The following is a 12,577-nucleotide window of genomic DNA, read 5'->3' on the forward strand; positions in this document are numbered from 1 at the left end:
CTCACTTCGTTGGTTTGGACTCGGCATCCGCTGCACTGGCGGCGCCGCTTGGGTCCGCCATGCCGGCAGCGGCGCGGACATCGTGCTTGAGGCGCTCGAACTCGCGGTCGAAGTCGAGTGTGCGGCGCGTGGTCGACATGGCCGTCAACACATGTGCGCCAGAGGTGGTATCGCCGGGTTGCGGCCGAATCCACAGCCACCAGCGGCGCTCTCGTACGTAGAACATCGAGAACACGCCCAGCACCAGCAGCAACGACCCAAGATACACGATGTTCTTGCCCGGCGCACGCGTGAGCTGGAACACGCTGGCCTGCACCTGCTGGAAGTCGGCGAGCTGCAGATAGACAGGCGCACCATAGAACACGCTGTCCGACAGCGCGTTGATGGCGCTCTGCAGCCACTGGCTGCTCGCCGCGTCGACCGCCGGTGCGGCCTGGCCGGCCTGGGCCCGCGCGAGGTGCCACAGTTCCCACATCGAGCTGTTGATGATCTTCATCAGGACGTCGGCGGCCTTCTCGCGCTCCGCTTCCGGGACGGACTTCTGCAGAAAGGTGGCGACCGCAGCGAAACCGCCCTGCGCCTGCGGGGCATCGCCCTTCGCATCGGGGGCGCCCGCGAACAGGTCGAGGGCGCGCCGGGCGCTTTCCGTCAGCTGCCTGCGCAGCTCTGCACGGTCCTCGCCGGGCATGGACAGCAGCGCGAACCGGCGCGCCGCCTCTGCGCGCATCGCCGGAGTCTGCAGCGCGGCGCGCAGGCGCATCCAGTCGTTCACGGTGCCCTGGGCGTCGGCGGGAATGCGCAGGTAGCGGAACGGCTCGTCGGGCTGCGTGCGCACGCCGGCGAGAAACACGGATTGCCCGTCCAGCGTAACGGGCAGCATGTAATTGCTGAACTCGCGCGCCTGGCCGTTCGCGTCGCGCAGCTTGTACTGCACCGACGGACCGACATTGCGCAGGTCACGCTCGCGCGTGGTCCGGGTGGCGTTGCCGAGTTCGGCCCGCAAGCCTCCGGCATCGCCGCCGCGCTTGCCTACGCCGCGTGCGTCGGGCTTGCCGGAGGCGTCGGTCACGGTCTCGATGTTCATCAGCCGGAAATCGGTGAACTCCACCGTGTAGTCCGTACCGTGGCCGCTGAGCCGCGCGTTCTCGCCCACGGTGCCCGACATGGCGAAGGTCTTGTCTTCCGCCCCGCGCATCGGAAAGCCTGTGAGCTTGAGCTTGGAGCCGCCGTCCTCGAAGCTCGACTGATAGATCGCCACGCCGTCATACACGAACGGCTTGTTCACCTCGACGCGTGCGTCCGTCTGCTTGCCGGTGCGGCGGTCCGTCACGACGATGTCGCTGGCGAACAGCTTCGGCATGCCGGTCGAGTAATGCTCGACGGTGAACTTCTTGAGCGTGATGGTGAACGGCAGGTCCTGGATGAGCGCCCCGTCGCCAATGTTCAGGATCGCCGTGCCGACCGTTGCTCCTTCCGGCACAAAGGCGTTGCCCCGGAAGCCCGGGTTGGCGGTGCTCAGGCGATGCTCCGGGCCGATCTCGCTGATGACCGCATTGCCCTTGATCGGCGATTTGCCGCCAAACCACATCTGCAGGCGGATCATCATGTCGCCGTCGAGCAGCCCGCCCACGCAGATGATGACGATGGCCGCATGCGCCAGGATGTAGCCGATCTTGTTGCCCGCGCCGGCCTTGGCGGTGATGAGCGTCGCGCCGCCGTCGCGTGCAAACGCCCGGATGCGGAACCCGCGGTTCTGCGCGAGTGCTGCAAGGCGGGCCGTTACGGTGGCCGCATCGGCCGGCGCGTCGAATTCGTCCTTGTGATGGAACGCGCGCAGGCTGCCTTCACGCACGTTCTCGCGCCAGGCGCGCATGTCGGCGAGCATCTTCGGCGCATTGCGCACGATGCACAGCGACGTCGACACCACCAGGAACGCCAGGATCAGCAGGAACCACCACGCGCTGTAGACCGTCGGCAGCGACAGCGAACGGAACACGTCGGCCCAGAACGGCCCGAACTGGTTGACGTAGTTCGGATAGGGCTCGTTCTGCTTGAGCACCGTGCCGATCACGCTGGCAATGGCGATCACCGTCAGCAGGCTGATGGCAAAGCGCATCGACGACAGCAACTCGACCGTCTCGCGCAGCGCGCGGCGGCGGGTGCGGATCTGAACGCCGGAGGTGGAGGCAGAAGACATGCGGGACAACGCTATTCAGAAACGAAAACAGGGTGGCGATGCCAGGCGCATTGCCACCCTGTTTTTCTTATGGATTGTGCGACCGTCAATTGACGGCCGGGTGCGACAGATTAGCGCAGGCCGGCAATGTAATCCGCCACGGCCTTGATCTGCTCGGCCGTCATGCGGCTGGCTAGGTCGTGCATCTGCACGCTGTTCTTGCGCGTGCCGTTCTGGAACGCCACCAGCTGGGCCTCGGTGTATTCGGCGAACTGGCCAGCGATGCGTGGGTACTGCGCCGGGATGCCGGCGCCGGTCGGGCCGTGGCAGCCCGCGCACGCTGCGATGCCGCGCTTGGCATCGCCGCCGCGATACAGCTTCTGGCCCAGTTCGATGGTGTCCTTGTTCTTGGCCGAGCCGGGCTTCCAGGCGGCCTGCTTGCCCAGGTAGGCACCGATGTCCTTCATATCCTGCTCGGAGAGCGCACTCGCGTAGAGCGACATGACCGGCTGGTTGCGCTCGGTCTTGGCCTTGAAATCCTTGAGCTGCTTTTCGATGTATTCGGCGTGCTGACCGGCCAGCTTCGGGTTGACGTTCATCGCGCTGTTGCCGCCGGCGCCGTGGCAGCTGGTACAGGCCGGCACGCCGTTGGCCGGGATACCGGTATTGAAGAGCGTCTCGCCGCGGGCGGCGTCAGCCTTGGCGACTTTCTGCTCGGCAGCGTAGGCCACGGAAAAGGCCGATGCCAGGGACAGCGCTGCGACAGCAACAACGTTCGCGATGCGGTTCATTCGCACACCTTGTTTAGATTGTTTTCGAATGCTGCGTGCGCCGCCTAATGCCACACACTTCGGCCCGACCCTGCGGCGCGCGGCATCCCCTTCTCCTCTTGCCAGATCGGTACATGAAAACGGACCGGCCCGGGCCTCGGGGCGGTCCTGCGACGGATCTGGCGGGGACGTCCGTAAATCGGCGTATTGTACAATAACCCTTCTGCAATGCGACCTAGCGGCGCAGCATCTACGCAGTTTCAACACCGCAGTCTACAAGGTTCGCCGCGCATGTCGCTCCTCCATCAAGCCCGTTTCTTTACCACCGTCAATCATCTGCGCGATCTTCCGCCAACGGCCGTGCCGGAGGTGGCGTTTGCGGGCCGCTCGAACGCGGGCAAGTCCACCGCGATCAACATCCTGTGCAACCAGAAGCGGCTGGCGTTCTCGAGCAAGACGCCCGGCCGCACGCAGCACATCAATTATTTCTCGGTCATGCCGGCCAAGGCGGAAGACCCGCTCGGCTTCCTCGTCGACCTGCCGGGCTATGGTTATGCCGAGGTGCCGGGCGAAGCGAAGTCGCACTGGGAACACCTGCTCGGCGACTACGTCCAGACCCGCCCGCAACTTGCCGGCCTGGTCATCATGATGGACGCACGCCGGCCCTTCACCGACCTCGATTGCCAGATGGTCGAGTGGTTCCTGCCGACGGGCAAGCCGATCCACGTGCTGCTCACCAAGGCGGACAAGCTGACCAACAACGATGCCTCACGCTCGCTGATGGGGGCGCGCAAGGTACTGAAGGATTATCAGGCGCAGACCGACGGCGATGTATCGCTGACGGTGCAGCTGTTCTCGAGCCTGAAGCGCCGCGGCATCGAAGAAGCGCAGCGAATTGTCGCAGGCTGGCTGTGCCTGCCCGAAGCCTCCGAGCCCGTGCCGCCGGCCACGAAGGCAAAAAAAACCCCGTCGCCAGACGCGCAACGGGGATAACGACCCCATCGAGCCATCGATGGGAACCCGCGTCAGGGAGGAGCCGCGGGGGACGCTGCATCAGCGTCGCTGGCGCATTGTCCGTGCGTAAGAGGGATAATCGCCAAGAAAGTTTTCAAAGTTCACAGTGTGTTCTTAGAGTCTGCTGACATGATTTCGAGCTTCCCCGACCATCGTCCGCGCCGCATGCGCCGCGACGATTTCTCCCGCCGCATGATGCGCGAGTCGCGCCTCACACCCGACGATCTGATCTACCCTGTGTTCATCCTTGAAGGCAGCAACGTACGCCAGGCCGTGCCGTCCATGCCGGGCGTCGAGCGGGTGTCGATCGATGTGCTGATGGGCGTCGCCGAGCAGTGCGTGCAACTGGGCATTCCGGTGCTCGCGCTGTTCCCGGTCATCGAACCGTCGCTCAAGACGCCGGACGGCATCGAGGCGACCAACGCAGACGGCCTGATCCCGCGCGCCGTGAAGGCGCTCAAGGCGCGCTTTCCCGAGCTAGGCATCCTGACCGACGTGGCGCTCGACCCGTACACGAGCCACGGCCAGGACGGCGTGCTCGATGACAACGGCTACGTGCTCAACGAAGAGACGGTGGAAATCCTCACGCGCCAGGCGCTGGTGCAGGCTGAAGCCGGCGTGGACATCGTCGCTCCGTCAGACATGATGGACGGCCGCATCGGTGCGATCCGCCTGGCGCTGGAGCACGACAACCACATCTACACGCGCATCATGGCGTACGCCGCCAAGTACGCATCGGCGTTCTACGGCCCGTTCCGGGATGCCGTGGGTTCGGCCGCGAACCTGGGCAAGGGCAACAAGATGACCTACCAGATGGATCCGGCCAATTCGGACGAGGCGCTGCGCGAAGTGGCGCTCGACATCGCCGAGGGCGCCGATATGGTAATGGTCAAGCCCGGCATGCCGTATCTCGACATCGTGCGCCGCGTGAAGGACGAATTCCGCTTCCCGACGTACGTGTACCAGGTCAGCGGGGAATACGCGATGCTGAAAGCCGCCGCGCAGAACGGCTGGCTGGATCACGACAAGGTCGTGCTGGAATCACTGCTGGCGTTCAAGCGTGCCGGCGCAAACGGCATCCTGACGTACTTCGCACTGGACGCCGCCCGTCTGCTGCGGGCCTGATGATCAGGTGGAAGGTTTCGCCGCCTGTGCCGTGCCGAGTGCGCGGCGCAGGCTGGCGAGGAACGTGTCGGCACGCTGAAAGCCGATCACCCGGGCTTGTACCTCGCTGCCGCGCACATCAAAGAAGACGGTCCCCGGCGGGCCGAACAGGCCAAAGCGCTTGAGCAGTGCTTGGTCATCTGCAGTGTTGGCCGTGACGTCCGCCTGCAGCAACACCACCTCGGCGAGCGCCGCGCGCACCCGCGCATCGGTGAACGTCAGGTGCTCCATCTCCTTGCAACTCACGCACCAGTCGGCGTAGAAGTCGAGCATCACAGGTTTGCCGGCTGCACTGGCGTTGCGCACTTCGGCATCGAGCTCGGTCACGCTCTTCACGCGCTTGAAGGTCAACGCCGGTACGTTCGTCATCGCCGAGGTGCGCAGCACGCCCGCCAACGGCTGCAGCGGATCGCGCCCGCCTGCGGCCACGCCCAACAGCTGTGCCACGCCGGCCAGCGCCAGCACCATGCCGATCACCTTGCCCAGGCGTTGCAGGTTGCCGGCGCCGTCGGGCAGCGAATCGAACGTCCGCAGAAACACGGACGCGCCGATCAGCAGCGTACCCCAGCCGACCATCGCCATCCACGCAGGCACGACCGGCTGCACGATGTACCAGGCCACCGCCAGCAGGATGAAGCCGAAGACCGCCTTGGTGACGACCAGCCAACGCCCCGAACGCGGCAGCAGATTGCCAGCGCCCACACCGACGAGAATCAGCGGAATCCCCATCCCGATAGACAGCGCGAACAGCGCCATACCGCCCACGGCCGCGTTGCCGGTTTGCGAGATGTACACGAGCGCTCCCGCCAAGGGCGCGGTGACGCAAGGGGACACAATCAAGGCAGACAGCGCGCCCATGACGGCCGCTCCCACCACCTGGCCGCCGCTCAGCTTGTTGGACGCCTGCGTCAGGTGGTGATGCCACGCCGCCGGCAGCTGCAGTTCGTACAAGCCGAACATCGACAACGACAGCAACGCGATCAGCAGCGCAAAGGCACCCAGCACCCAGGCATTCTGCAACGCTGCCTGCAGCCCCTGGCCTGCCAGCCCGGCAGCCACGCCCAGCGCCGTATAAACAACGGCCATGCCGAGCACGTACGCCACCGACACCAGTGCCGCGCGCATACGCGTGGCGTGCTCCCCCACAACGATGGCCGACACGATCGGCAGCATCGGCAGCACACACGGCGTAAAGGTCAGCAGCAAGCCCAAACCAAAGAACAGCGCAGCGATCGCGCCGAGGTTGCCGCTGTCCAGTGTGCTGGCAATGCGTCCTTGCTTGCCCTCCGGTTCGGTGCTGTCTGCCGCCGCGGCAGTCGGCGCCATGGGTACGGCCGAGGCAGGCGACGGACGCACCTGGAACCGGCTCTTCATCGGCGGGTAGCATAGACCCTGGTCCGCGCAGCCCTGGGAGGTCACGATCATCGTGAACGGCGAGTCTGCATTCAGCGCCTTCACGCGGAAGGCAACCTCATGGCGATACGTCTCGACGTCCTTGTTGAAGGTCTCGTCAAATTTGACCTTGCCGGGCGGCATGTCGAGCGGGGCCAGCGTGACGGTGGCCGGTTCGGCGCCCACGGCAAAGCGCTCGCGATACATGTAATAGCCATCGGCAATGCCGAAGCGGACCTCGACGGTCTGCCCGTCCACCTGCGTTGCCGAAAAACGGAAAGCCTTCTCCGGCGGCAGGAAGTCGTCAGCGGCATGCGCGGGAACCCGCAAAAGCGCCACCAAGACGAGCAGCACGAGCCATTGCAGCATGCGCCGCGCGGACAGGAACGAAGACGAGGTCATATCAACAACAATCAGACGTCAGACAGAGGGCGGCGGCGAAGCTTCTTCAGCTACCCACGCAAGATACGCCGGCAAGCCCGCCGTCACCGGCACGGCAATGAGTTCCGGCACCTCGTAGGGATGCGCCTGGCGCAACACGGCTTCCAGCGCCGGGTACACCGCCTGCGTCGTCTTGATCAGAAGCGGGATCTCGGTCGCCTGCTCGATCGCGCCGTTCCACCAGTACGACGACATGCACGCCGGCAACCGGTTGACGCAAGCGGCCATGCGGGATTCCAACACGGCCCGGGTGACACGATCCGCGCTATCCACATTCGGCAGGTTGGTCAGCACAAGCAGTACATCGGTTCCAGCGGGCATAGAGCCTCCATCAGCGCCATGGGGCGACATGTCGGTTGCGGCAGGCAACAAAAAAGCCAGGACGTAAGTCCTGGCTTCATTGTAATGCGCGCCGAGGCACGCATTTTTCATAGCCCCCGCCGCGACGCCATGTCGCAGCGGCGAACTTCGGCTGACCTTACTCAGCAGCCGCTTCGGCTTCCACAGCCTCGGCAACTTCCGGGCGATCGACCAGCTCGACCAGCGCCATCGGCGCGTTGTCGCCCTGGCGGAAGCCGAACTTCAGGATGCGGGTGTAGCCGCCCGGACGGGTCGCGTAGCGCGGGCCCAGTTCCGTGAACAGCTTGGTGACCATATCGCGGTCGCGCAGACGGGCAAATGCCAGGCGGCGGTTTGCAACGGTGTCCTTCTTGGCCAACGTGATGAGCGGCTCGACAACCTTGCGCAACTCCTTGGCCTTCGGCAGGGTGGTCTTGATCAGCTCGTGCTGGAACAGCGAGTTGGACATGTTACGCAGCATCGCGAGACGGTGCGACGAGGTGCGGTTCAGTTTCCGCAGACCATGACGGTGACGCATGATGATTCCTTCTTAAGAGTGTTTGACCAGCTCTTCTATCGCCCCTGACGAGGCGCGGGCCGGTAGCCTTGACTATGCCGCTCAGACCGCAGCGACGGGAAAACGGCCGATGCACAGGCACCGGCCGACAACTGCAATTTACTTCTCGAGACCTGCGGGCGGCCAGTTCTCGAGCTTCATGCCGAGCGTCAGGCCACGCGAAGCGAGGACTTCCTTGATCTCGTTGAGCGACTTGCGACCCAGGTTCGGGGTCTTGAGCAGCTCGTTCTCGGTACGCTGGATCAGGTCGCCGATATAGTAGATGTTTTCGGCCTTCAGGCAGTTGGCCGAACGCACCGTGAGCTCGAGGTCGTCAACCGGGCGCAGCAGGATCGGGTCGATCTGCGGAGCGCGGGCAGCGGCGGCCTCAGCGGCGCTTTCGGTGCCTTCCAGGGCAGCGAACACCGAGAGTTGATCCACCAGAATGCGAGCCGACTGGCGAATCGCTTCCTCCGGCGAGATCACGCCGTTGGTCTCGATGTTCATGACCAGCTTGTCGAGGTCGGTACGCTGCTCCACACGGGCAGACTCCACCGCGTACGACACGCGGCGCACCGGTGCGAACGAGGCGTCCAGCACGATGCGGCCGATGACCTTGCTCGACTCGTCGCCGAACTTGCGCACGTTGCCCGGCACATAGCCGCGGCCCTGCTCGACCTTCAACTGCAGATCCAGCTTGCCGCCAGCCGACAGGTTGGCGATCACGTGGCCCGGGTTGATGATCTCGACGTCGTGCGGCAGCTCGATATCGGCGGCCGTCACCACACCCTCGCCTTCCTTGCGCAGCGACACCGTGACTTCATCACGGTTGTGCAGCTTGAACACCACGCCCTTGAGGTTCAGCAGCAGGTTGACGACGTCTTCCTGCACGCCATCGATGGTGGAATATTCGTGGACGACCCCAGCGATCGTGACTTCGGTCGGGGCATAGCCGACCATCGACGACAGCAGCACGCGGCGCAGCGCGTTGCCGAGCGTGTGGCCATAGCCGCGCTCGAACGGTTCCATGACGACCTTCGCGTGATGATCGCCAAGCGGCTCAACCGCAATAATTTTGGGCTTCAGGAGTGCTGTTTGCATGTAGGTTGTCCTGTTTCAATACCCTCGGCTCGTTACACCGATAAGGCTGACGGATTGGACTGGAAAGATTCCATCGCGAACCCCGCGACGGAAGACGCACGTGCCGCAAACGCGTTGCGGCACGTAGCGATTCGGATTGCTGCGGCGCCTAAAGACTTTCGGCACACGACCACAATGTTGTAGACGATGAGCGTCCCCAAAAGGCGCACGAACCCGCACCTTCCGGTACGGGCGTCGTCATTAACGCGAATACAGTTCGACGATCAGGCTTTCGTTGATGTCGCCGGCGATATCTGCACGATCCGGGACTTGCTTGAAGATGCCTTCCATCTTCTTCGCATCGACGGTCACCCAGCTCGGGAAACCGGTCTGCTCAGCCAGCGACAGCGATTCAGCGATACGCACTTGCTTCTTCGACTTTTCGCGAACGGCGATCACGTCGCCCGACTTGATCTGGGCCGACGGCACGTTCAGCGCCTGACCGTTGACCAGGATCGCCTTGTGCGACACCAGCTGGCGCGCTTCAGCGCGGGTCGAGCCGAAGCCCATGCGGTAGACGACGTTGTCCAGACGCGACTCCAGCAGTTGCAGCAGGGTTTCACCCGTGTTGCCCTTGCGGCGGTCGGCTTCGGCGAAGTAGCGGCGGAATTGACGCTCCAGCACGCCGTAGATGCGCTTGACCTTCTGCTTTTCACGCAGTTGGTTGCCGTAGTCGGAAGTGCGCGCACCCGAGGTACGGCCATGCTGACCAGGCTTGCTGTCCAGCTTGCACTTGTCGGCGAGCGAGCGACGTGCGCTCTTCAGGAAAAGATCAGTACCTTCGCGGCGAGACAGTTTCGCCTTGGGGCCGGTATAGCGTGCCACGTTGCGTTCCTTTGTTTTCAGTCATCCGCAGCACAAACTCTGCGGACGGTCCGTCATCGGGCTCCAATCGGAGCCATGACGAACAGTGGGCTTATGAAAAGACGAAACCCGCCTTCCAGAACAATCCGGAAGACAGGCAAGCGGGCAAGTATAGCACCCGCAGACCGACCTCGCCAGCAACTGGCGCGGCCGGCCGAATCACTTAGATGCGACGGCGCTTCGGCGGACGGCAGCCGTTGTGCGGCACCGGCGTCACATCTTCGATCACCTGAATCTTGATACCCAGGTTGTTCAGTGCGCGCACGGCCGATTCACGACCCGGGCCCGGGCCCTTGATGCGCACTTCCAGGTTCTTGATACCTTGGTCCTGCGCCACGCGGCCAGCACTCTCAGCAGCCACCTGAGCGGCGAACGGCGTCGACTTGCGCGAGCCCTTGAAGCCCTGGCCACCCGACGTCGCCCACGACAGGGCATTGCCCTGACGGTCGGTGATCGTGATGATCGTGTTGTTGAACGACGCGTGAACGTGCGCGATGCCGTCGGCGACGTTCTTGCGAACCTTCTTGCGCGCGCGCTGGGCGGCGGTATTCGCTGCTTTTGCCATAGTTCCTATCCTTTACCCGACGGATTACTTCTTGAGCGCAACGCCGGCCTTGCGCGGACCCTTGCGGGTACGGGCATTGGTGCGGGTACGCTGACCGCGCATCGGCAGGCCCTTGCGATGGCGCACGCCACGATAGCAGCCCAGATCCATCAGGCGCTTGATGTTCATCGTCGTTTCACGGCGCAGATCGCCTTCGACGGTGAACTTGTTGACTTCGTCACGCAGCTTTTCCAGGTCAGCGTCCGTCAGGTCCTTGACCTTCTTGTCGGTCGGGACACCGGTCACCTCGCAAATCTTCTGAGCGCGCGAGCGGCCGATACCGTACACAGCCGTCAGGCCGATCACGGTATGTTGGTGGTTGGGGATGTTGACCCCTGCGATACGTGCCATTCGTCAATCCTCTTTGCGAAATTAGCCTTGGCGCTGCTTATGACGCGGGTCCGACGAGCAGATCACACGCACCACGCCCTTGCGCTTGATGATTTTGCAGTTGCGGCAAATGCGCTTAACAGAAGCCAGCACTTTCATGATTTTCCTCTTCCTTCAATTCCAGTCCGCTCACTTCGCCCGGAATACGATGCGCGCGCGGGACAGATCATACGGGGTCAATTCGACCGTCACCTTGTCCCCGGGCAAGATGCGGATGTAATGCATTCGCATCTTGCCGGAAATATGGCCTAACACTACGTGGCCGTTTTCCAGTTTGACGCGGAACGTCGCGTTGGGGAGGTTTTCCAGCACCTCACCCTGCATCTGGATCACGTCGTCTTTAGCCATGTCCCTTCAGCTTCGTGCGACCGCTCCTAGCGGAGCGTCAAGTTACCCTTGAAATTCGCCTTCTTCATCAAAGATTCGTACTGCTGAGACATCACGTAGGACTGCACTTGCGCCATGAAGTCCATCGTGACCACCACGATGATCAACAGCGACGTCCCACCAAAGTAGAACGGCACATTCCAGCGCAGCACCAAGAACTCCGGCAGCAGACACACTAGCGTGATGTAGATCGCACCCGCCAGGGTCAGACGCACCAGAATCTTGTCGATATACCGCGTGGTTTGCTCGCCCGGACGAATACCCGGAATGAACGCCCCACTCTTCTTCAGGTTATCTGCAACCTCGCGGCTGTTATAGACCAGCGCGGTGTAGAAGAAACAGAAGAAGATGATCGCCGCCGCATACAGCAGGATGTACACCGGCTGACCCGGCGACAGCGTTGCCGCCAGATCCTTGACGAACCGTGCAACCGGATTCGTCGAGTTGCCGGCCGTAAACCAGCCCGCGATCGTGGCCGGGAACAGAATGATCGACGATGCGAAGATCGGCGGAATCACCCCGGCCATGTTCAACTTCAGCGGCAGATGCGACGACTGACCGCCATAAATCTTGTTACCAACCTGCCGCTTGGCGTAGTTGACGAGGATCTTGCGCTGGCCGCGTTCGATGAACACCACCAGATACGTCACCGCGCCAATGATCGCCACCACCAGGATCGCGGAGAAAATCCCCATCGAACCCGTGCGCACCAGCTCAAACAGCCCGCCGATCGCGTTGGGCAGACCCGCTGCGATCCCGCCGAAGATGATGATCGAGATGCCGTTGCCCAGACCACGCTCGGTGATCTGCTCACCCAGCCACATCAGGAACATCGTGCCCGTCACCAGCGTGATCACCGCGGTGGCACGGAACATCAGGCCCGGATCCAACACCAGGCCCGGCTGCGCCTCGAGCGCCACGGCAATGCCGAGCGCCTGGAAGGTTGCCAGGACCACCGTACCGTAGCGCGTGTACTGCGTGATCTTGCGCTGGCCGGCCTGACCTTCCTTCTTCAACGACTCCAACTGCGGCAGCACGATCGTCAGCAGCTGCATGATGATCGACGCCGAGATGTACGGCATGATCCCCAGCGCAAACACCGTGAACCGCGACAGCGCACCGCCGGAGAACAGGTTGAACATCCCGAGGATGCCGCCCGACTGCCGTTGGAAGAGCTGCGCCAGTTGATCCGGATCGATACCCGGCACGGGAATGTGCGCGCCGATCCGGTACACCAGCAGTGCCAGCACCAGGAACATGAGCCGACGGCGAAGATCGCCGTACTTGGCCGTGTTCTTGGCCTGGGCCATCACATTAGGTTTCGCCGTGGCCAAACGGAT

At 63.3% G+C, this 12,577-nt stretch carries 14 protein-coding genes; 2 read left to right on the plus strand and 12 right to left on the minus strand.

From position 1 onward, the window contains the following. Window position 1 precedes the first annotated feature (1 nt). Together TK49_RS00570 and TK49_RS00575 are read right to left on the minus strand one after the other, a co-directional pair. Window positions 2-2,197 (minus strand): cytochrome c biogenesis protein ResB, encoded by a 2,196-nt coding sequence (locus tag TK49_RS00570; RefSeq protein ID WP_045785033.1) that lies wholly within the window; start codon window positions 2,195-2,197, stop codon window positions 2-4. A gap of 110 nt (window positions 2,198-2,307) precedes the next feature. Continuing rightward, entirely contained in the window at window positions 2,308-2,967 is a 660-nt protein-coding gene (locus TK49_RS00575; protein WP_045785034.1) for a c-type cytochrome, read from the minus strand. 270 nt (window positions 2,968-3,237) lie between these two features. Between TK49_RS00575 and yihA the strand changes: the two genes are divergently transcribed. Both yihA and hemB read left to right on the plus strand, forming a co-directional pair. Then, the gene (yihA, locus tag TK49_RS00580) at window positions 3,238-3,939 is read left to right on the plus strand and encodes a ribosome biogenesis GTP-binding protein YihA/YsxC (protein ID WP_045785035.1); all 702 of its coding nucleotides are present in this window, start codon (window positions 3,238-3,240) and stop codon (window positions 3,937-3,939) included. A gap of 150 nt (window positions 3,940-4,089) precedes the next feature. Next, the gene (gene hemB / locus TK49_RS00585; protein WP_045785036.1) at window positions 4,090-5,085 is read left to right on the plus strand and encodes a porphobilinogen synthase; all 996 of its coding nucleotides are present in this window, start codon (window positions 4,090-4,092) and stop codon (window positions 5,083-5,085) included. A 3-nt stretch (window positions 5,086-5,088) separates the two neighbouring features. Here the strand turns inward: hemB and dsbD are convergent, their stop codons facing one another. From dsbD to secY, 10 genes are all read right to left on the minus strand, one after another. Continuing rightward, window positions 5,089-6,918, minus strand: coding sequence for a protein-disulfide reductase DsbD (gene dsbD, locus TK49_RS00590; protein ID WP_045785037.1), 1,830 nt, complete (start codon window positions 6,916-6,918; stop codon window positions 5,089-5,091). 18 nt (window positions 6,919-6,936) lie between these two features. Continuing rightward, window positions 6,937-7,278: a divalent-cation tolerance protein CutA gene (gene cutA, locus TK49_RS00595; protein ID WP_045785038.1), complete on the minus strand. Its 342-nt coding sequence runs from the start codon at window positions 7,276-7,278 to the stop codon at window positions 6,937-6,939. A 157-nt stretch (window positions 7,279-7,435) separates the two neighbouring features. Beyond that, a complete protein-coding gene (gene rplQ / locus TK49_RS00600; protein WP_045785039.1) occupies window positions 7,436-7,834 on the minus strand; it encodes a 50S ribosomal protein L17 in 399 nt (132 codons plus the stop codon). Between the two features lie 138 nt (window positions 7,835-7,972). Further along, complete coding sequence (locus TK49_RS00605) at window positions 7,973-8,953, minus strand: DNA-directed RNA polymerase subunit alpha (protein ID WP_004634508.1); 981 nt, start codon at window positions 8,951-8,953, stop codon at window positions 7,973-7,975. A gap of 240 nt (window positions 8,954-9,193) precedes the next feature. Then, entirely contained in the window at window positions 9,194-9,817 is a 624-nt protein-coding gene (rpsD, locus tag TK49_RS00610; protein ID WP_045785040.1) for a 30S ribosomal protein S4, read from the minus strand. A gap of 202 nt (window positions 9,818-10,019) precedes the next feature. Continuing rightward, the gene (gene rpsK, locus TK49_RS00615) at window positions 10,020-10,421 is read right to left on the minus strand and encodes a 30S ribosomal protein S11 (RefSeq protein WP_011002900.1); all 402 of its coding nucleotides are present in this window, start codon (window positions 10,419-10,421) and stop codon (window positions 10,020-10,022) included. 24 nt (window positions 10,422-10,445) lie between these two features. Then, window positions 10,446-10,811, minus strand: coding sequence for a 30S ribosomal protein S13 (rpsM, locus tag TK49_RS00620; RefSeq protein ID WP_045785041.1), 366 nt, complete (start codon window positions 10,809-10,811; stop codon window positions 10,446-10,448). A gap of 21 nt (window positions 10,812-10,832) precedes the next feature. Further along, a complete protein-coding gene (rpmJ, locus tag TK49_RS00625; protein ID WP_003264141.1) occupies window positions 10,833-10,949 on the minus strand; it encodes a 50S ribosomal protein L36 in 117 nt (38 codons plus the stop codon). Between the two features lie 30 nt (window positions 10,950-10,979). Further along, window positions 10,980-11,198 carry a translation initiation factor IF-1 gene (gene infA / locus TK49_RS00630; RefSeq protein WP_003264140.1) on the minus strand — a complete coding sequence of 73 codons (219 nt, stop codon included), beginning with the start codon at window positions 11,196-11,198 and terminating at the stop codon, window positions 10,980-10,982. Window positions 11,199-11,224: 26 nt separating this feature from the next. Beyond that, on the minus strand, window positions 11,225-12,547 hold the full coding sequence (gene secY / locus TK49_RS00635) for a preprotein translocase subunit SecY (RefSeq protein ID WP_045785042.1): 1,323 nt from the start codon (window positions 12,545-12,547) through the stop codon (window positions 11,225-11,227). Window positions 12,548-12,577: the final 30 nt, after the last annotated feature.

Source organism: Ralstonia mannitolilytica (genome assembly GCF_000954135.1).
Lineage (GTDB): Bacteria > Pseudomonadota > Gammaproteobacteria > Burkholderiales > Burkholderiaceae > Ralstonia > Ralstonia mannitolilytica.

Excerpts from the sequence above, each read along its gene's own strand:
- TK49_RS00570 (WP_045785033.1), bottom strand. The coding sequence starts at position 2,197 with ATGTCTTCTGCCTCCACCTCCGGCGTTCAGATCCGCACCCGCCGCCGC.
- TK49_RS00575 (WP_045785034.1), bottom strand. The coding sequence starts at position 2,967 with ATGAACCGCATCGCGAACGTTGTTGCTGTCGCAGCGCTGTCCCTGGCA.
- yihA (WP_045785035.1), top strand. The coding sequence starts at position 3,238 with ATGTCGCTCCTCCATCAAGCCCGTTTCTTTACCACCGTCAATCATCTG.
- hemB (WP_045785036.1), top strand. The coding sequence starts at position 4,090 with ATGATTTCGAGCTTCCCCGACCATCGTCCGCGCCGCATGCGCCGCGAC.
- dsbD (WP_045785037.1), bottom strand. The coding sequence starts at position 6,918 with ATGACCTCGTCTTCGTTCCTGTCCGCGCGGCGCATGCTGCAATGGCTC.
- cutA (WP_045785038.1), bottom strand. The coding sequence starts at position 7,278 with ATGCCCGCTGGAACCGATGTACTGCTTGTGCTGACCAACCTGCCGAAT.
- rplQ (WP_045785039.1), bottom strand. The coding sequence starts at position 7,834 with ATGCGTCACCGTCATGGTCTGCGGAAACTGAACCGCACCTCGTCGCAC.
- TK49_RS00605 (WP_004634508.1), bottom strand. The coding sequence starts at position 8,953 with ATGCAAACAGCACTCCTGAAGCCCAAAATTATTGCGGTTGAGCCGCTT.
- rpsK (WP_011002900.1), bottom strand. The coding sequence starts at position 10,421 with ATGGCAAAAGCAGCGAATACCGCCGCCCAGCGCGCGCGCAAGAAGGTT.
- rpsM (WP_045785041.1), bottom strand. The coding sequence starts at position 10,811 with ATGGCACGTATCGCAGGGGTCAACATCCCCAACCACCAACATACCGTG.
- rpmJ (WP_003264141.1), bottom strand. The coding sequence starts at position 10,949 with ATGAAAGTGCTGGCTTCTGTTAAGCGCATTTGCCGCAACTGCAAAATC.
- infA (WP_003264140.1), bottom strand. The coding sequence starts at position 11,198 with ATGGCTAAAGACGACGTGATCCAGATGCAGGGTGAGGTGCTGGAAAAC.
- secY (WP_045785042.1), bottom strand. The coding sequence starts at position 12,547 with ATGGCCCAGGCCAAGAACACGGCCAAGTACGGCGATCTTCGCCGTCGG.